Source organism: Streptomyces sp. NBC_00654 (assembly GCF_026341775.1).
Classification (GTDB): domain Bacteria; phylum Actinomycetota; class Actinomycetes; order Streptomycetales; family Streptomycetaceae; genus Streptomyces.
The window spans coordinates 2457944-2476128 of sequence record NZ_JAPEOB010000002.1 but is presented as its reverse complement, the minus strand read 5'-3'; the positions used below and the strand labels follow the sequence as shown (position 1 = coordinate 2476128).

14 protein-coding genes and 5 pseudogenes are annotated in these 18185 nt (G+C 71.8%); 10 read left to right on the top strand and 9 right to left on the bottom strand.

What is annotated here, in order from left to right:
- Nucleotides 1-6: 6 nt before the first annotated feature.
- The 5 genes and pseudogenes from OHA98_RS31275 (at nt 7) to OHA98_RS31255 (ending at nt 7171) form a co-directional block, all read left to right on the top strand.
- A pseudogene (locus OHA98_RS31275) lies at nt 7-125 on the top strand.
- 285 nt (nt 126-410) lie between these two features.
- A complete protein-coding gene (gene dusB, locus OHA98_RS31270; RefSeq protein WP_266930482.1) occupies nt 411-1559 on the top strand; it encodes a tRNA dihydrouridine synthase DusB in 1149 nt (382 codons plus the stop codon).
- Nucleotides 1560-2195: 636 nt separating this feature from the next.
- A complete protein-coding gene (gene ppdK / locus OHA98_RS31265; RefSeq protein WP_266930480.1) occupies nt 2196-4907 on the top strand; it encodes a pyruvate, phosphate dikinase in 2712 nt (903 codons plus the stop codon).
- Between the two features lie 620 nt (nt 4908-5527).
- On the top strand, nt 5528-6562 hold the full coding sequence (locus tag OHA98_RS31260; protein ID WP_266930478.1) for a helix-turn-helix transcriptional regulator: 1035 nt from the start codon (nt 5528-5530) through the stop codon (nt 6560-6562).
- A gap of 195 nt (nt 6563-6757) precedes the next feature.
- The gene (locus OHA98_RS31255) at nt 6758-7171 is read left to right on the top strand and encodes a VOC family protein (protein ID WP_266930476.1); all 414 of its coding nucleotides are present in this window, start codon (nt 6758-6760) and stop codon (nt 7169-7171) included.
- Between the two features lie 91 nt (nt 7172-7262).
- Here the strand turns inward: OHA98_RS31255 and OHA98_RS31250 are convergent, their stop codons facing one another.
- On the bottom strand, nt 7263-8426 hold the full coding sequence (locus OHA98_RS31250) for an alkaline phosphatase PhoX (RefSeq protein ID WP_266930474.1): 1164 nt from the start codon (nt 8424-8426) through the stop codon (nt 7263-7265).
- Nucleotides 8427-8517: 91 nt separating this feature from the next.
- Nucleotides 8518-8767 (bottom strand): annotated as a pseudogene (locus OHA98_RS43010) (nitrite reductase (NAD(P)H) small subunit).
- 338 nt (nt 8768-9105) lie between these two features.
- On the opposite strand from OHA98_RS43010, the gene OHA98_RS31240 reads away from it, so the two are divergent.
- A complete protein-coding gene (locus tag OHA98_RS31240) occupies nt 9106-9897 on the top strand; it encodes a TSUP family transporter (protein ID WP_266930472.1) in 792 nt (263 codons plus the stop codon).
- 139 nt (nt 9898-10036) lie between these two features.
- On the opposite strand, the gene OHA98_RS31235 is transcribed toward OHA98_RS31240, so the two are convergent.
- From OHA98_RS31235 to OHA98_RS31220, 4 genes are all read right to left on the bottom strand, one after another.
- Nucleotides 10037-10669 carry a class F sortase gene (locus OHA98_RS31235; RefSeq protein ID WP_266930470.1) on the bottom strand — a complete coding sequence of 211 codons (633 nt, stop codon included), beginning with the start codon at nt 10667-10669 and terminating at the stop codon, nt 10037-10039.
- A 54-nt stretch (nt 10670-10723) separates the two neighbouring features.
- Nucleotides 10724-11296 (bottom strand): hypothetical protein, encoded by a 573-nt coding sequence (locus tag OHA98_RS31230; protein WP_266930469.1) that lies wholly within the window; start codon nt 11294-11296, stop codon nt 10724-10726.
- A gap of 375 nt (nt 11297-11671) precedes the next feature.
- The gene (locus tag OHA98_RS31225; protein WP_266930467.1) at nt 11672-12133 is read right to left on the bottom strand and encodes a DUF5990 family protein; all 462 of its coding nucleotides are present in this window, start codon (nt 12131-12133) and stop codon (nt 11672-11674) included.
- A gap of 147 nt (nt 12134-12280) precedes the next feature.
- Nucleotides 12281-13075 (bottom strand): aminotransferase class IV family protein, encoded by a 795-nt coding sequence (locus OHA98_RS31220; protein WP_266930465.1) that lies wholly within the window; start codon nt 13073-13075, stop codon nt 12281-12283.
- Nucleotides 13076-13150: 75 nt separating this feature from the next.
- On the opposite strand from OHA98_RS31220, the gene OHA98_RS31215 reads away from it, so the two are divergent.
- From OHA98_RS31215 to OHA98_RS31205, 3 genes are all read left to right on the top strand, one after another.
- Nucleotides 13151-13765 (top strand): NADPH-dependent FMN reductase, encoded by a 615-nt coding sequence (locus tag OHA98_RS31215; RefSeq protein WP_266930463.1) that lies wholly within the window; start codon nt 13151-13153, stop codon nt 13763-13765.
- A 75-nt stretch (nt 13766-13840) separates the two neighbouring features.
- Nucleotides 13841-14179 (top strand): divalent-cation tolerance protein CutA, encoded by a 339-nt coding sequence (gene cutA, locus OHA98_RS31210; RefSeq protein WP_266930461.1) that lies wholly within the window; start codon nt 13841-13843, stop codon nt 14177-14179.
- A gap of 8 nt (nt 14180-14187) precedes the next feature.
- Nucleotides 14188-14769 carry a gamma-glutamylcyclotransferase family protein gene (locus OHA98_RS31205; RefSeq protein WP_266930460.1) on the top strand — a complete coding sequence of 194 codons (582 nt, stop codon included), beginning with the start codon at nt 14188-14190 and terminating at the stop codon, nt 14767-14769.
- Here OHA98_RS31205 and OHA98_RS31200 read toward each other — a convergent pair.
- From OHA98_RS31200 to OHA98_RS31195, 3 genes and pseudogenes are all read right to left on the bottom strand, one after another.
- Nucleotides 14729-15703 (bottom strand): annotated as a pseudogene (locus tag OHA98_RS31200) (molybdopterin oxidoreductase family protein); the annotation flags it as partial. The gene OHA98_RS31205 and the pseudogene OHA98_RS31200 overlap by 41 nt on opposite strands.
- A gap of 22 nt (nt 15704-15725) precedes the next feature.
- Nucleotides 15726-15872: pseudogene (locus OHA98_RS43005) on the bottom strand (hypothetical protein); the annotation flags it as partial.
- Nucleotides 15873-16060: 188 nt separating this feature from the next.
- On the bottom strand, nt 16061-16756 hold the full coding sequence (locus OHA98_RS31195) for a vancomycin high temperature exclusion protein (protein ID WP_266930995.1): 696 nt from the start codon (nt 16754-16756) through the stop codon (nt 16061-16063).
- A 448-nt stretch (nt 16757-17204) separates the two neighbouring features.
- Here OHA98_RS31195 and OHA98_RS31190 point away from each other — a divergent pair.
- Nucleotides 17205-18137, top strand: a pseudogene (locus tag OHA98_RS31190) (sirohydrochlorin chelatase).
- Nucleotides 18138-18185 lie beyond the last annotated feature (48 nt).

Sequence of the window (18185 nt, the reverse complement as noted above, 5' to 3'; positions counted from 1 at the left end):
GGTCGCGGTGCCGTGGCAGAGCGGCCCATTGCGATCGCCGTGGGCGAGGTCCCCCCACGGCGAGTGACGGAGACGGGGCGGGCCTGCCCCCGATCTGTCCGCGGGTTCGAATCCCGTCGGCACCGCGACCGACCACCCGGACTCGACCGACCACCCGGACTCGGCTGAGCGCACGGACTCGGCCGACCACCTTGACTCGGCCGAGCGCACGGAACCGCCACGTCGGATCCGGGCCCACAGCAGTCGGGGGCAGGAGCCCGGTCACGCTCGGCGGTGTGACGCGGACCGCATGGGTTCGGCCGACGCTGCGATCCATGCTCGGGGCCTGCTCGGGGCATGACCGGGGCCGGGCCCGCTCGCGGCCGACCGGCCGGGCACAGCGGTTTCCCGGGGTACGGGACAATGGGGGAATGACCACGCTCGCCCCCTCGCTCCCGCAGCTCCGTATCGGCCCGCACACCGTGCAGCCGCCGGTGGTGCTCGCCCCCATGGCCGGTATCACCAATGCCCCGTTCCGGACCCTGTGCCGGGAGTTCTCCGGGGGCAAGGGGCTGTTCGTCAGCGAGATGATCACGACGCGGGCGCTGGTCGAGCGCAACGAGAAGACCATGCAGCTGATCCACTTCGACGCGAGCGAGACCCCGCGCTCCATCCAGCTGTACGGAGTGGACCCGGCCACCGTCGGCAAGGCGGTCCGGATGATCGTCGACGAGAACCTCGCCGACCACATCGACCTGAACTTCGGCTGCCCCGTCCCCAAGGTCACCCGCAAGGGCGGCGGCTCCGCGCTCCCGTACAAGCGGCCCCTGCTGCGGGCCATCCTCAACCAGGCCGTCTCCAACGCGGGCGAGCTGCCGGTCACCATCAAGATGCGCAAGGGCATCGACGACGACCACATCACCTACCTCGACGCGGGCCGCATCGCCGTCGAGGAGGGCGTCACGGCCGTCGCCCTGCACGGCAGGACCGCGGCCCAGCACTACGGCGGCACCGCCGACTGGGACGCCATCGCCCGGCTCAAGGAACACGTCCCGGAGATCCCGGTCCTCGGCAACGGCGACATCTGGTGCGCGGATGACGCGCGCCGGATGATGCGCGAGACGGGCTGCGACGGCGTCGTCGTCGGCCGCGGCTGCCTGGGGCGGCCCTGGCTCTTCGGCGACCTGGTGAGCGCCTTCGAGGGCACCGCGACGCGGCAGGCGCCGGCCCTGCGCGAGGTCGCGGACGTCATGCTGCGCCACGCGACGCTGCTGGGGGAGTGGATCGGTGACGAGACCCGTGGCGTGATCGACTTCCGTAAGCATGTGGCCTGGTACCTCAAGGGATTCGCGGTCGGTTCCGAGATGCGCAAGAAGCTGGCGATCACCTCCTCGCTGGAGGAGCTGGGCAGCCAGCTGGGCGAACTGGACCTGGACCAGCCGTGGCCGGACGGTGCGGACGGGCCGCGCGGGCGTACGTCGGGCAACAACCGGGTCGTCCTGCCGGACGGCTGGCTGAAGGACCCCTACGACTGCGCGGGCGTGAGCGCCGACGCGGAGCTGGACACCTCGGGCGGCTGAGCCCGTCCCGGCCGGTTCGGCCGTCAAGCGCCTCCGGAGCTTCGGAGCCGTCACGGACCGCAGTCATGAAGGGCAGGAAGCAGGCACCCGGTGCCTGCTTCCTGCCCTCGCTCGTTTGAGCGGCAAATTCGGCAAGGTTCGACAGGGTTCGGCGGAAAAACGTCGACGACGTGCCCTCATGGGTCATCTTGAGGGCGGGGCTCCGGCCGTTTATTGCTCTCGGTGATGTACGAGTGACCCGCTGGCATCCCTGGGGCGTCCGGATGGTGACATCTGAGCATCGCCGGTAGCGTGATTCGCGCCACTCCTGAGGAGGTGTTGGCTCAGATGAGCGCTGGGTGAGGGGGTGTACTTCTCAAATGATGGCACTGGGTGCCAAGGTGCTTTGTTTTGATCGATCGACGCATTCGTTACGCACTGTCGATGCGTGAGGCGAAAACGCGAGCTGTCCGTATTTGTTCATTCAAGAAGTGAAGGCAGTCCCCGGATCGGCGGAAGACCGTCATCACTTTCGATCTGCTGGCGGACGGGTGGTTGAGGCCGCATGACGCGCAAGTGGACGTACCCAGACACCTTCGATCTGGGTATGTTCCTCGCCGTCAGGGCAGCCACCGCGTCCTCGAGGAGTCGAGACCCGTGTCGGAAAACAAAGATCCCCAGAAGTTCGTCTACGACTTCACCGAGGGCAACAAGGATCTGAAAGACCTTCTGGGCGGCAAGGGTGCCAACCTCGCCGAGATGACCAACCTCGGGCTGCCCGTCCCTCCGGGTTTCACGATCACCACCGAGGCCTGCAAGGTCTACCTCGACAGCGGCGAGGCGCCGACGGCGCTGCGCGACGAGGTGAGCGCGCACCTGGCGGCGCTCGAAGCGCGGATGGGCAAGCGGCTCGGCCAGGCAGACGACCCGCTCCTGGTGTCCGTCCGTTCCGGTGCCAAGTTCTCGATGCCGGGCATGATGGACACGGTCCTCAACATCGGCCTCTCCGACGCCTCCGTCGTCGGTCTCGCCACCCAGGCCGGTGACGAGCGCTTCGCGTGGGACTCCTACCGCCGCCTCATCCAGATGTTCGGCAAGACCGTCCTCGGGGTCGACGGAGACCTCTTCGAGGAGGCTCTGGAGCAGGCGAAGGCGGCCAAGAAGGTCACCGTCGACACGGACCTCGCCGCGGCCGATCTCAAGAAGCTGGTCGCGAAGTTCAAGAAGATCGTCGGCGCGGAGGCGGGACGCGACTTCCCACAGGACCCGCGCGAGCAGATGGACCTCGCCATAAACGCGGTCTTCGATTCGTGGAACACCGACCGCGCCAAGCTCTACCGCCGCCAGGAGCGCATCCCCGGCGACCTCGGCACGGCCGTCAACGTCTGCTCGATGGTCTTCGGCAACCTCGGTCCCGACTCCGGTACGGGCGTCGCCTTCACCCGCGACCCGGCCAGCGGCCACCAGGGCGTCTACGGCGACTACCTCCAGAACGCGCAGGGCGAGGACGTCGTCGCCGGCATCCGCAACACGGTGCCGCTCGCCGAGCTGGAGACGATCGACAAGAAGTCGTACGACCAGCTGATGCAGATCATGGAGAAGCTGGAGACCCACTACAAGGATCTCTGCGACATCGAGTTCACCATCGAGCGCGGCCAGCTCTGGATGCTCCAGACCCGGGTCGGCAAGCGCACCGCCGGTGCCGCCTTCCGGATCGCCACCCAGCTCGTCGACCAGGGCCTGATCGGCGAGGCCGAGGCACTCCAGCGGGTCAACGGGGCGCAGCTCGCCCAGCTGATGTTCCCGCGCTTCGACGACGAGGCCGTCACCGAGCTGCTCGGCCGCGGCATCGCGGCGTCCCCGGGCGCCGCGGTCGGCAAGGCGGTCTTCGACTCGTACACCGCCGTCAAGTGGTCCCGGTCCGGCGAGAAGGTCATCCTCATCCGCCGTGAGACCAACCCGGACGACCTCGACGGGATGATCGCCGCCGAGGGCATCCTGACCTCGCGCGGCGGCAAGACCTCGCACGCGGCCGTGGTCGCCCGCGGCATGGGCAAGACCTGTGTCTGCGGCGCCGAGGACCTGGAGGTCGACACCAAGCGGCGCCGGATGACGGTGGGCGGCCGGGTGATCGAGGAGGGGGACATCGTCTCGATCGACGGTTCCACCGGCAAGGTGTACCTCGGTGAGGTACCCGTCGTACCGTCCCCGGTCGTCGAGTACTTCGAGGGCCGGATGCACGCGGGCGCCGACGACGCCGACGAACTGGTCGCCGCCGTGCACCGGATCATGGCGTACGCGGACCGGGTGCGCCGGCTGCGCGTACGGGCCAACGCGGACAACGCGGAGGACGCCCTGCGAGCCCGGCGCTTCGGCGCCCAGGGCATCGGTCTGTGCCGCACCGAACACATGTTCCTCGGCGAGCGCCGCGAGATGGTCGAGAAGCTGATCCTCGCGGACACCGACGCCGAGCGCGAGGCCGCGCTGGCCACCCTGCTGCCGCTGCAGAAGGCCGACTTCATCGAGCTGTTCGAGTCGATGGACGGGCTGCCCGTCACCGTCCGGCTGCTCGACCCGCCGCTGCACGAGTTCCTGCCCGACATCACCGAGCTGTCGGTACGGGTCGCGCTCGCCGAGTCCCGCAAGGACGCCAACGAGAACGATCTGCGTCTGCTCCAGGCGGTGCACAAGCTGCACGAGCAGAACCCGATGCTGGGGCTGCGCGGCGTACGTCTGGGGCTGGTCATCCCCGGGCTGTTCGCGATGCAGGTGCGCGCCATCGCCGAGGCGGCCGCCCAGCGCAAGAACGCCAAGGGCGACCCGCGCCCCGAGATCATGATCCCGCTCGTCGGCACGGTCCAGGAGCTGGAGATCGTCCGCGAGGAGGCCGACCGGGTCATCGCGGAGGTCCAGGCCGCCACCGGGACCAATCTGAAGCTGACCATCGGCACGATGATCGAGCTGCCGCGTGCCGCGCTGACGGCGGGCCAGATCGCCGAGGCCGCCCAGTTCTTCTCGTTCGGCACGAACGACCTGACGCAGACGGTGTGGGGCTTCTCCCGCGACGACGTCGAGGCCTCGTTCTTCACCGCGTACCTGGAGAAGGGCATCTTCGGGGTGTCGCCGTTCGAGACGATCGACAAGGACGGTGTCGGCGCCCTGGTGCGCAGCGCCGTCGCGGCGGGCCGGGCGACCCGTCCCGACCTCAAGCTCGGTGTCTGCGGCGAGCACGGCGGGGACCCGGAGTCGGTGCACTTCTTCCACGAGGTGGGCCTGGACTACGTCTCCTGCTCGCCGTTCCGTATTCCGGTGGCACGCCTGGAGGCGGGCCGGGCCGCCGCGCAGTCGAAGGGCAGCGACAGCCGCTGAGGCGGCACCGGGACCACCTCGTACGCCGAGGGCGCCCCGGACACCGCGCCCCGGACACCGACGGCTGCAGCACGGCCACCACCGACGGCTGCCGCCACGGCCGTCACCGACGACCACCACCCAGAAGCGGCGGCACCCTGTGCGGGGGTGCCGCCGCTCCATTTATGCGCCGTGCGCATAAATAGGGGGTGTGCGCCCCGCGGACGCATGTCACGCGGGCACATGCCGTGTGGAGATGTGCCGTTGGGAGTCGTGCGGTGATGTGCGATACGGCGCTCAATCCGCCCCCGCCCGATCCCATTGCTCCGTTTGGTAAGCAAAGAAAAGAGGTGGGGGACCGGGGTGCGGCCCATGGATCCCCACCCATGGGCCGCACCCGGCTTACCCCCGCCGGGCACGGAGCCGCACCGTCGCCGACCGCCGCCGAACACACAAAGCCCCCCACGGCCTTCACGTGTTCTTCCGGTGGCGCCGGATTCGTACCCGACGACGTACAGCCTTTCGGGTGAAGCGGAACGGGGCGAGGCGTTTCAACTGTGGCCGAAACCCCGTGGTGACCTCGCGTGACTGCCCGCATACCCTTTGGTGGGGGCGATTGCGGTTGCAAGGGGTGGGGAACGGTGTTGCGTATCCATGTGTCCGGGGCGGACCTTTCGAAGGTGAGGATGGCCACCAGGCCGGACGCATTATGGGAAACCATTCTCAGTTTCCATCGATTGAGAGACCGGCGCGCTTCCACGGTGTTCGGGAAATGGCGTACGGAATCCCGGGCGCGGTTGAATGGTGAAGTACACATACTGGCTGCGGTAGTTCCGCCGCGTGGCTATTTCCCGGATTTTCTGACGCCTTCCCGGGAGGGTGCGGAACCATTCGGCCTCGATGCCGGAATAGAAGCCCTGCGCGACACCCCTGTCGACCGGCTCCGCCATGAACTGGGCCTGCTGACGGCCGGGCGGCTGCGGGGCGGGCGTCCGCCGTGCGGGCGGGGCCTGCCCACGGCCGGGCGCTCGCCGGACGCTCTGCTGGAGGCCCTCTCCGCAGGCCGCACGGAACCGCTCGGCCGCCTCATAGGCGCCCTGCGCAGCTACCACCGCGCCGCCGTCGAGCCGTACTGGCCGCACATCCGGGCGAGCATCGAGGCCGACAGGGCGGTTCGCGGGCGGGCCCTGCTCGACGGGGGCACGGACGGGCTGCTGGCCTCCCTGCCGCCCATGATCCGGTGGCGCTCGCCCGTGCTGGAGGCGGACTACCCGGTCGACCGCGAGCTGCATCTGAACGGACGGGGGCTGCTCCTCCAGCCGTCGTTCTTCTGCCGGGGCACCCCGGTCGTCTACCGAGACCCCAGGCTCCCGCCCGTGCTGGTCTACCCCGTGACCCACCACGGCGCTCCGGTCTTCGCCGAACCGGGCCCGTGGCTCGGCCGGCTCGTCGGGCACACCCGCTCCGCCGTGCTCCAGGCCATCGGCAACGGCTGCACGACGAGCGAACTGGCCCGCAGGGCGGGGGTGTCCATCGCATCGGCGAGCCAGCACGCCTCCGTGCTGCGCGAGGCGGGTCTGGTCCTCACCCTGCGGCGCGGCACCTCGGTCATGCACACGCTCACCCCGCTGGGCGGATCGCTGCTCAGGGGCGGTGCCCCGTTCGCCCTTCCCTGAGCCGGGCGGAGACCTTCCCACCCGCCGGGCGGAGACCTTCCCGCCCGCCGGGCGGAGACCTTCCCGCCGCTGGGCGACGAGTTCCGCGCGGACGTAACGTGGAGCACGTCACGGCGTGACACAGCACCGCAGAGCGCGCAGTGCGCCACGGCGATACGACGGCACAGCGCCACCGAGACGAAAAGCGAGACAGCCATGCCTCAGATGATCTTCGTGAACCTGCCGGTGAAGGACCTGGAGGCGTCGAAGAACTTCTTCGGGAAGCTCGGCTACGGCTTCAACCCGCAGTTCAGCGACGAAACAACGGCCTGCCTGATCATCAGCGACACGATCTTCTTCATGCTCATCACCGAGTCGCGCTTCAAGGAGTTCACCAAGAAGGAAATCGCCGATGCGGAGAAGACGACGGAAGCCATCATCTGCCTGAGCGCCGACAGCCGCGCCAAGGTCGACGAGATGGCCGATGCCGCGCTCGCGTCCGGAGGATTCCCCGCCAACGACCCGATGGACGAGGGCTTCATGTACGGCCGCTCCTTCGAGGACCCGGACCACCACCTCTGGGAGGTCATGTGGATGGACCCGGAGGCGGTCGAAGGCCGGCAGGTCTGACCCGGCGGCCCCGAGACGCCCGGCGGCCCCGGCGGGCCCCGGCGGCCCCGGCAGGCCCCGGCGTCACGCACGGGGCCCGCCGCCCGCCGGGTCAGCCGCGGAACGGGCCCTTCACCTCGTACGTGATGCCCCCGGACGAACTCCCGCTGGTACCGCGCTGCGAGGAGAAGTAGAGCCGGGTGCCGTCCGGGGAGAAGGCGGGACCGGTGATCTCGGAGCCGGACTGGCCGGTGATCCGCAGGAACGGGGCGACGGTGTCGTCCGGCGTGATCAGACAGATCTCCATGTTGCCGCCGTCCTCCGCCACATAGAGGTCGCCGGAGGACGACCGGGTGACGTTGTCGACGCCGGTCAGCGGGGCGCCGCCGGACACCAGGGAGTCGTCGTAGGCGAGCGAGAGGGACGAGGCGTCGGCGTCGTACGCCCACACCCGGTTGTCGCCCTTGGTGGTGAACCAGCAGGTGCCCGCCGCGTAGAAGCAGCCCTCGCCCCCGTTGAAGACCTTGGCGCCGGAGACCTGGTAGCGGGTCTGGGTGGGGGACCCGTCCGGGTCGGGGACGGTCTCCCAGGTCACCGGGCCCGAGGTACCGGTGCCCGCCACGAGCACCTGAAGGGTGCCGCTCGCGAGGTCGCCCCAGGTGGTGGGGCGGAAGCGGTAGAAGCGCCCGTCGGACTCGTCCTCGGTGAGGTAGACGTAGCCGTGGTCCGGGTCGGACGCCGCCGCCTCGTGCTTGAAGCGGCCCAGCGCGGGCCGGCGCACGGCCGCGTCCACGCCCCAGGGGTCGGTCTCGTAGACATGGCCCCGGGTCACCTCCTCGCAGGACAGCCAGGTGTTCCACGGGGTCTTCCCGCCCGCGCAGTTGTTGTCGGTGCCGGACAGGATCCGGTACGCGGAGGTGACGTTGCCCGAGGAGTCGAAGCGCACGGCGCTCGCGCCGCCGCCGCTGCCCGAGGACACCTCGGCGTTGGAGACATAGATCCAGCCGGTGCCGTCGGTGTACGTCGCCCCGCCGTCGGGCGCGCTGTGCCAGGCGTACGAACTGCCGCTCACGGTCTGGCCCGAGCGGGCGATGATCCGGCTGCTGAAGCCGCTCGGCAGTTGGATGCCGTTGCCGTTGGCCGCCTGCAGCGCGCCGTACGGGCCGGTGCCCGGCTGGGCCGGGTCGGCGAGGGCGGCGCCCCGCCACAGGGTGCCGCCGAAAGCCGCCGCCGAGGTGCCGATCACGGCTGTGCGCAAGAAGGTCCGACGTTCCACGATCACTCCACGAATGTCGTGAGGGCCCGCCGGTCCGGTCGGCCCGGCGAGTCGCGCGTCAGGACAGTAGAGCGATCACGTTGACGGAGCGTCAACAACCGGTGAACGGCTCGCGGATGAGGTTCGTCCGTTCGGGCGCCACACGCACCCCGAAGACCGGTACGCGTGCCTCGTCGTCGTCCAGGCAGGCTCCCGTGGCCAGATCGAAGCGCTGCTTGAGCAGCGGAGAGGCGACGAACGGCCGCCCCCCGGGCCGAGCCGAGGAGACCGCGCGAGAGGACGTACGCCCCGGTGAACGGGTCCCGGTTGCCGATCGCGTACACACGGCCCGCCCGGTCCATGAACAGGGCGGCCTGTCCGCCGTCCGGGAGAAGGGCGGCGACCCCGCGGCCCCGGCGTCAGCAGCGCGCGCTCGCAGACCGTGAACCAGCCGGTCCCGTCCGCGAGCTGGATCACGCGGGTGTCCCGCGCCGCCCCCGTGGTCCGGTCCGTCATCAGGAGGCGGTCCCTTCGAGCGTACGGACGGCGAGTACCGGTCCCGCGAGGATGCCCAGGTCGGGCTTGATCTGATCGCGCTCCGGGACGAACCTCGCCGAGGGATCGGGGGGCGTCGGGGGCGTGTGAGGGGGCTGCCGGGGCGTGTGAGAGGGGCGGGCGGGCGTCGCTTAGTGTCGGGTACATGCCCGAGATAACACTGACCACCCTGGTACTCCTCTGCCTCGCCGCCGCCGCGGCGGGCTGGATCGACGCGGTGGTCGGCGGCGGCGGGCTGCTGCTCCTGCCCGCGCTCCTGCTGGGCCTGCCGCAGGTCCCGGCCGCCCATGTCCTCGGCACCAACAAGGCGGTCGCGATCGTCGGCACCTCGGGCGCCGCCGTGACCTATCTGCGCAGGGCGCCGGTCCCGGTGGGGACAGCCCTCCGGGTCGGGCTGATGGCCCTCGCCGGATCGATGACCGGGGCGTTCTTCGCCGCAGGGATCAGCAGCGAGGTGCTGCGGCCGGTGATCATGGTGGTGCTGCTCGGGGTCGCCGCCTTCGTGATGCTGCGGCCGTCGTTCGGTACCGCGGCCGGGGGCGACGGCACGGGAAAGCAGGTGACCCGGGCCCGTACGGTCACCGCGATCGTGCTGGTCGGCGGCGGCATCGGCTTCTACGACGGGCTGTTCGGGCCGGGCACGGGCACCTTCCTGGTGCTGGCGCTGACCGCGGTGCTCCACCTGGACCTGGTGGCCGCCTCCGGCACCGCCAAGATCGTCAATGTGTGCACCAACGCCGGGGCGCTGGCGATGTTCGCCTACCAGGGCACCGTGCTGTGGCAGCTGGCCGCCGTGATGGCCGTGTTCAATCTGGCGGGCGGCATGATCGGGGCCCGTATGGCCCTGAGCAAGGGCAGCGACTTCGTCCGCGGGGTGCTGCTGGTCGTGGTGTTCTCGCTGGTCGCCAAGCTGGGATTCGACCAGTGGACGGCATGATCCCCTTCGGTGCGCCGGCGCCCGCCCGGCCAGGTGCGCCCGCGCCCGCCCGGCCCGGTGCGCCGCGCCCTCCCGGCCAGATGCGCCCGCGCTCGCCCGGCCCGGTGCGCCCGCGCCCGCCGTCCCGCCGTGCGCGCGGTCAGCGCACCTCGGTGAGGTGCGCGTACGCGACCACGTTGCCCTGGTAGCCGGTCTCCTCCGAGAAACCGCCGCCGCAGGTGATCAGCCGCAGTGAGGCGTGCGGCGAGTCGCCGTACACCCGCTGGTCCGGGAAGCCCTCGCTCTCGTACACCTCGATCGCGTCGATCGAGAAGACGGCCGTGCGTCCGTCCTCGCGGAGGATCTCGACCCTGGTGCCCTTCTTCAGCGCCCCCAGCGCGTAGAAGACGGAGGGCCCCCGCGCGTTGTCCACGTGCCCGGCGACGATGGAGGTTCCCCTGGCGCCGGGCGGGACGCCGTCCTTGTACCAGCCGGCGATGTTGCGGTTGCCGTCCGGCGGTACGTCGAGGCTGCCGTCGGCGCCCAGCCCCAGCCGCATCATCGGCGCGTCCACGTCGATGTCCGGGATGCGGATCCGGACCGGCGCGGAGGGCCGCAGCGGTGCGGCGACGGGGGAGCCGGGCTGGAGCTGGGGCCCGGCGGCGAAGGCCTGGGCGGTGGACGGCTGGGGCGGCACCACCTGGGTGCCGGAGCCGTTCTGGACGAGCCAGATGCCGCTCAGTACGGCGATGCCCACCAGCCAGCCCTTGGCCTTCTGCGCCTTCTCGGACACGTCGTCGTCCTTGGTCGTGGCTTGCCGTTGCGGAGGGGCGGGGCCGCCCTCGTATCAGCCGCCCTGGCTGCCGTCGGGGCGGCGGCGCATCAGCCACACCCCGCCGACGGCCGCCGCGGCGAGTACGCCGACGCCCGCCGCGATCTGTGTGGTGTCGGGCCCGACACTGCCGCCGACGCCGGTCCTGACGTGCCCTGAAGGCCGCTCGTACTCGGGCTTCGCCTCCGGCCGGGTCTCCGGCGGGGTGGTGTGCTTCCCGCCCGCGATCACCTCGAAGTCGCCGGTGGCCTCCTTGCCGTTGTCGCAGGAGACCGCGATGTCGTACGTGCCGGGCTCGGTCTCGTGCGGGACCGTGAACTGGCCCACCGCGGACTCCTTGTGGGTGCCGGGGCGCATCTCGAAGTCTCCGGCCTCCAGGGAGTTCGCGTCGCCGATGCCCGAGCCCTTGGGGCCGCACGCGGTGGTGCTCACGGTGACGGTGGCTCCCGGTGCGGCGGACGCCGGGGTGATCTCCAGCCGGCCGAGGTCACCCGCGTAGGCGGACGGGGCGGCGAGGGTGAGGCCGAGTGCCATGACGGTGAGCGCGGCAGTGGCGGTGCCTGTCACGAGGCGGGCAGGACTGCGCATGGGATTCCTCCGGGCAGACGGGCGCGAGCGGGTGTGTCCTGCCTCCGACATAACGGGTGCCCCGCCGCCCATGCCTTCTGACGCCCGCTCAGCTTTCACCCGTACGGCCCGCTGCGGCGCCCCGCCCGGACGGCGTCCGCGCAGGTCGCGGCCGTGCGGCTGGGCCGATCGGTCGGGCAGCCGGTGCGCGGTGCCGATCGAGTGAGACGCGCGGCGGCGATGGGGCGCACGCCTTGAATGTGACGCAGGTCACAGGAATGTCCATGGTGGTGGCGGGAACACGTCTGACACCCCCCACGGGACGGATACCGACCGCCGCCCCCATGGCAACCGCCCTCACCCGGCCCATCCCCCCTGGGCCCGGTGGGGGCGGTGTCATGTGCCGTCCGTGGCGCTCCAGGTGATGTGCGGCGGGCGCACCCGGGCGCACAGCGGCTGCCCCTTGGCGTCGGTGAGCCGCAGCCGCGCGGTGAGGTGCCCGGTGCGGGCGGCGGCTTCGAGGACGGCCGGATCGATGTCGGCGAACAGGAGCTTGGCGCGCCGGAACATGGTGAACACGCCCGCGTCGTCCACCGTCCCCCACGAGAGATAGACGAAGCGCCCGCCCAGCCTGTTCTGGATGTACGGCCCGGTGATCTCGATGCCGTCCTCCGTGGGCGTGGCCGTGCAGTCCAGCGTCCAGGCGGCGGACGGGGCGTCGCCGGGGTGCGGGCCCAGCAGCTCGCCGGGCCGGTCCTTGCGCTGCACGCCGACATGGATGTTGTCGAAGCCGGAGAAGTCGGTGTCGGGGCCGCAGGTGCGGCCCGGGAGGTCTGAGGCCTCGATGTGGATCTGCATGCCCCCATGCTCCTGCACCGGCCGGGTCACCGGCTCGGTGTCGCAGCTCGGTGTCACCGGCTCGGGGTGGTCCCCGGGCTCAGGGGTCGCCGTCACCGGGCGGTCACCGGGCTCAGGATTCGCCGGGCGGTCCGCGGGCTCAGGGGCTCAGACGGTGTCCCAGGCGGTGCCCTCGTACACCTGGGCCAGCCGCCCCATCAGCTCCTCGTCGACCGCGAACTCCGTGTCGTCGATCCGCCGGACCGGAGCGATTCCCTGCGAGTTGGTGAGGAAGGCCGCCCGGTACGAGCCGAGGCCGTCCAGTGTCACCGGGCGCCGCACCGAGGGCCGCCCGGCCCCGGCGAGTCCGCTCTCCAGCAGGGCCATCGTGATGCCGATGAGTGCGGGCGCCTGCGGCCACACCACCGAAGTGCCGTCCCAGAAACCGATGTTCGTGATCGCGCCCTCGGTCACCACGCCGCCGGGCGCGGTCAGCAGCGCCTCGTCGAAGCCCGACCGCCCGGCCAGCAGGCCGTAGTAGGTCTGCCCGAACTCGCCGGGGCGCTTGATGTGCGGCACCACCCGTGCGTACGGCACCGACATCAGGCTCTTCGGTTCGGCGCTCATCCGGGCGGGCGGGCGCACCGTGACCATCAGCGTCGACTCCGTGTCGCCCGGTGGCAGGAAACCGTGGACCCGGGCGGAGGCGTCCCGTACCCCGGCGCCGCCCAGGGCGTGCCGGATCAGACCCCGTACGTGTTCCCCGTCCAGTGCCAGCTCGAACAGCTCCCGGCTCGCGCCGTCCAGCCGGGCGAGGTGGAGCGCGAGGCCGCGGACCTTCCCGTCCCTGATCTGCATGGCCGTGAAGTGGCCGTAGTTGAAGAAGGCCGGGATCCGCAGATCCGCCTCGGTGGCCGGGTGTCCGTCGACCTCGACGTACAGCGCCGGTGCGGGAGTTGTCATACCGCCACCGTATGCCGGACATCCGTGTCCGACGGGCTTGACCTCAACCGTGGTTGAGGCGTGATTCTCTCCGGCATGGACATCGACACCCACGTATCGACCGACACGGCCACCACCCCGCTCAAGGTGGCCGTCATTCTCGCCAGCACCCGCGACGGGCGCTTCGGACCGGTTGTCGCCAACTGGTTCCTCGCCCGCGCGGCAGATCATCCGGAGATCGAGACCGACCTGATCGACCTTGCCGAACTCGACCTCCCGTACACCCTCTCCTACCGGCCGAGCCCTGCGGGAGTTGCCCAACTCGCCAAGGTCACACCCCGGTTGGCGGCGGCCGAAGCCTTCGTCGTCCTCACCCCCGAGTACAACCACTCCTACCCCGCCTCGCTGAAGAACCTCATGGACTGGCACCACCTCGAATGGCAGGCCAAACCCGTCGCCTTCGTCTCGTATGGCGGAGTCTCCGGCGGACTGCGGGCCGTCGAACACCTCCGTCAGGTCTTCGCCGAACTGCACGCCGTCACCGTGCGCGACACCGTCTCCTTCCACAACGCGGGTGCGCTCTTCGACGACGAAGGACAGCACAAGGACCCGGCGGAGGCCGACGCGGCGGCGAAGGTGCTGCTCGACCAGGTGCTCTGGTGGGGCCAGGCCCTGCGCGAGGCCAAGGCTCGGCGTCCGTACGGCGCCTGAGCCGGTCCGGACCGACAATCGGGGGAGGCGGAGACAAGGGGGCAGAAGCCCCTCCGTGACCCGAGGAGAGCGACGATGACAGCGCCGGCATGGCTGACCGTGCTGACCACGACGGACAGCGAGGACAAGGCCCACGCCCTGGCCCGGGGCGCGGTGGAGGCACGACTCGCCGCCTGCGCCCAGATCTCCGCGCCCGTCACCTCGGTCTACCGGTGGCAGAACGCCATCGAGACCAACGAGGAGTGGCAGGTGTTCCTCAAGACGACGGCCGAACGCTACGACGAGCTGGAGGACCACATCCGGGAGGCGCACGACTACGACACCCCGGAGATCATCGCGATCCCCGTGGTCCGCGGCAGCGCCCGCTACCTCGGCTGGGTGATGGCGGAGACGGCACCCGAAACCGCCCTGTGACGGCCGCGATGAGCCTCACCGAAGCCGGCGCCGGGCCCGCCGCAGAGCTGCCGTTCTTCGTGTACGGCACGCTGCTCCCCGGCGAACCCAACCACGACCTCTTCCTCCGGGGCCGGACGACCGGGGAGCGGCGGGCCGTGCTGCCGGGCGCCCTGCTCTACGACGGGCCCGGCTACCCGTACGCCGTCGAGGGCCACGGCGCGGTCCACGGCACCCTCATCACGGCGGTGCCGGGGGTGTACGGGGAACTGCTGGGGCTGCTCGACCACCTGGAGGAGTACCTGGGGCCCGGCCACCCGCGGAATCTGTACGAGCGGGTGATCCGGACGGTCGAGTTCCCGGTGGCCGGGTTCCCAGTGGCCGGTTTCCCGGGGGTCGGGTTCCCGGAGGCCGGGGAAGCCGGGGAAGCCGGGGAAGCCGGGGACGGAGGGCCCGAGGTCCCGGCGGCGGCCGGGGAGCAGCCGGTGCGCGCCTGGGTCTATCTGGCGGCGGCGGCCGTCACCCGCTCCCTGCGCACCAGCGGCATCCTCATCCCCGACGGGCGGTGGGTCACCGGGCGGCCGCCGCCACCCGGACGGCGCACACCGTGAACTCCGGCATCCGGGACACCGGGTCGAGGGCCGGGTTGGTCAGAGTGTTGGCCCGGCCCTCACCCGCCCAGTGGAACGGCATGAAGACGGTGTCCGGCCGGATCGACGGGGTGATCCGGGCGGGCGCCACAGCCCGCCCGCGCCGCGAGGTGACCTCCACGGGGTCGCCCTCGGCCACCCCGATCCGGTCCGCGAGCCGTGGATGCGGCTCGACGAACGGACCCGGGGCAGCCGCGTTCAGCTCGGCGACCCGGCGGGTCTGCGCCCCCGACTGGTACTGGGAGACGACCCGCCCGGTGGTCAGCACCACCGGATACTCCGCGTCGGTCTCCTCGGCGGCCGGTCGGTACGTGACCGGTACGAAGGAGGCCCGCCCGTCCTCGGTGGCGAACCGCTCCAGGAACAGCCGGGGCGTACCGGCGTGCGAGGCGTCCGGGCAGGGCCAGAACCCCCCGTCCTCGGCCGCGATCCGCTCGTAACTGATGCCCGCGTAGTCGGCCGGACCGCCCGCCGAGGCCCGCCGCAGCTCGTCGAAGACCTTCTCGGGCGCGGCCGGGAACCCCTTCCCGTGCCCCAGCCGCGCCGCCAGGCCGCGCAGCACCTCCAGGTCGCTGCGCATTTCGTCCGGGGCGGTGACCGCCCGCCGCAGCAGCAGCACCCGGCCCTCCAGACCGGTGGTGGTCCCGCTCTCCTCCGCCCACTGCGTCACCGGCAGCACGACATCGGCCGGCGCCGCCGTCTCGGAGAGCACCACATCGGCGACCGCGAGGAAGTCCAGCGACCGCAGCCGTCGCTCCACATGCCCGGCGCGCGGCGCGGAGACGACCGGGTTGGAGCCCATCACCAGCAGCGCGCGCACGTCCCGCCCCAGCGCGTCCAGCAGTTCGTAGGCGCTGCGACCCGGCCCCGGCAGCGAGTCCGGGTCGACTCCCCAGGAGCACGGCGGGCGCGGTCCTGCCCTTGCCGCACAGGGCGCCCCGATTGACGGGGAAATCGGAGCGCCCCACGACCTCGGCCACCGTGCCGTCGGCGACCGGGCGCAGCGTCATCCCGCACTGGAGCGCGCAGTACGGGCAGTGGGTGGGCGTCTCGGTGCTGACCATGCGCCCAGCGTGCGAGCCGGGTACTACGAGTGCCCCGGCCTCCGGTTACGCCCCCGGTACGCACACCTCAGCCCGCCGGGGGAGGCCCGGTGAGGTCGGGGACGCGCGGCCCGGCGGGGGCGTCCGGCGGGACCTCCGACGGGGCGTCCGGTGAGGGGCATGGGGCGTCCGGTGAGGTCGGGGGGCGCTCACCGCCGGCCGGCGGCCAGTGCCTCCGCGACCCCGGTCTCCTCGGGTCCCAGGAAGTGCGGGTCGGGCCTGAACGTGGCGTCCAGGGCCGCCTTCCCCGCCGCGAGGATCTCCCGTGCCCCGCCGTAGTACCAGGTCGCGTCGCGTTTGGCGTCGACCCCGACCCCGTACGCGTCGATCCCCGCGGACTGGCACAGGGCGATGGCCCGCCGGATGTGGAAGCCCTGGCTCACCAGTACGGCCCGGTCCACGCCGAAGATCTTCTTGGCCCGTACACACGAGTCCCAGGTGTCGAACCCGGCGAAGTCGCTGACGATCCGTGTGTCCGGCACCCCGCGCGCCGTGAGGTACGTCCGCATCGCGTCCGGCTCGTCGTACTCCACCCGGCTGTTGTCCCCGGTGACCAGCACGACCTTCACCTTGCCGGTCCGGTACAGCTCGGCCGCCGCGTCCAGCCGGTGCGCCAGGTACGGCGACGGCCTGCCCTTCCACAGCCCGGCGCCGAACACCATGGCGACGTCCCGGGCCGGTGCGTCGGCCGTGGTCCGCACCCGGGCGTCGGCGGTGGTGTGCATCCAGGTCGCGGGCGCGAGCGCCACCACACAGGCGAGCATCAGCCCCTGCACCACCCGCCGCTGCGCACGCCGGGTGCGGGGCAGCGACAGCGACGACGGCAGTGGCCGTGGCAGCGACAGCCGGAACGGCCGACGAAGCCGCCCGGCCCGCTCCGGCTCACCGTTCGGCTTCCCCTCCGGCTCACCGTTCGGCTTCCCCTCCGGCTCACCGTTCGGCTTCCCCTCCGGCTCACCGTTCGGCTTCCCCTCCGGCTCACCGTTCGGCTTCTCCTCCAGACCCTCTGACCCCACCAACCCCTCCCGGCCCTCCGACTTCTCCCGTCGCTTCAGCCGTTCCGGCCACTTCAGCCGCTCGCCTCGCTCGCCTCGCATGGGAACCCCCCTGTCGATCTGGTGTGCGGTCTCCCACCTGCTCGGACGAGCAAAACGGCCAAAAGGTTCGCCGACGTGGGAAACCACGGCCCGCCGCCGCGCGCTGACACCGCCTCCGGCCCGGTCGTGAGGCGGCGGAGAAGACCCGTCACGGCCACGCAACGGACCGGCAACCTCCGTCCGGCACCATCGGCGCATGACGGAGCCCGCACCGGATTACCTTCGCGAGCCAGTGCCTCTCGACAGCACGGCGCAACTCCTCATCCGCATCACCGCACAGCTCGGCACCCAGCTCAGCCTCGTCTCCCTGAACGGAACCCGCAGGCCATGCCCCGCACCCGGCAGCCCGCCCGACCCGCCCGACCCGCCCGACCCGCCCGCGGCGGCAGCGGCGTCCGCCCCGCCCCCACCCTGGTCGTCGTCGCGCACGGCAGCCGTGACCCGCAGGCGCTGCGCACGGTCCTCGGCCTCCTGGACCGGGTACGGGACACACGCCCCGGACCCGACGTCCGGCTCGGGCACATCGAGCTGAACGAACCCCTGCTGCCCGACACACTGGCCCGGGTCGGGGCCGGCGAGGCCGTCCTCGTACCGCTGCTGCTCGGCCCGGGCCACCACGTCAAGCACGACCTGCCCCGGGCCACCGCCGCCGAGCCCGGTCTGCGGAGCCGGATCGCCGCGCCGCTCGGGCGGCACCCGCTGCTCGTCGAGGCGCTGTACGGGCGGCTCGTGGAGGCGGGCTGGCGGCCCGGGCAGTCGCAGCGCCGCCGTCGTGCTCGCCGCCGCCGGGTCCCGCGACCCCGACTCGGTGCTCGACACCCGGCGTACCGCCCGGATGCTCGGCGAACGGCTGGGCGGGGTGCCCGTGGTGCCCGCGTACGCCTCCGCCGCGAGCCCCACCGTGCCCGTCGCCCTGCGCGCGCCGGCCGCCCGGGGCCGCCACCGGGTCGCCGTCGCCTCGTACTTCACCGCGCCCGGCCGGTTCGCCGCCGCCGCGGACGCCGCACCGGGGATCGCCGCCGCCCCGCTCGGCGCGCATCCGGCGATGGTCCGGCTGCTGCTGCACCGGTACGACCGGGCGGCGGCCCACGGCGCCCCGGCGGACGAACGGACGCGGGCCTCCGCCTGACGGCACCCACCGGTCTCCCGGCTCCACCGGTCTCCCGGCTCCACCGGT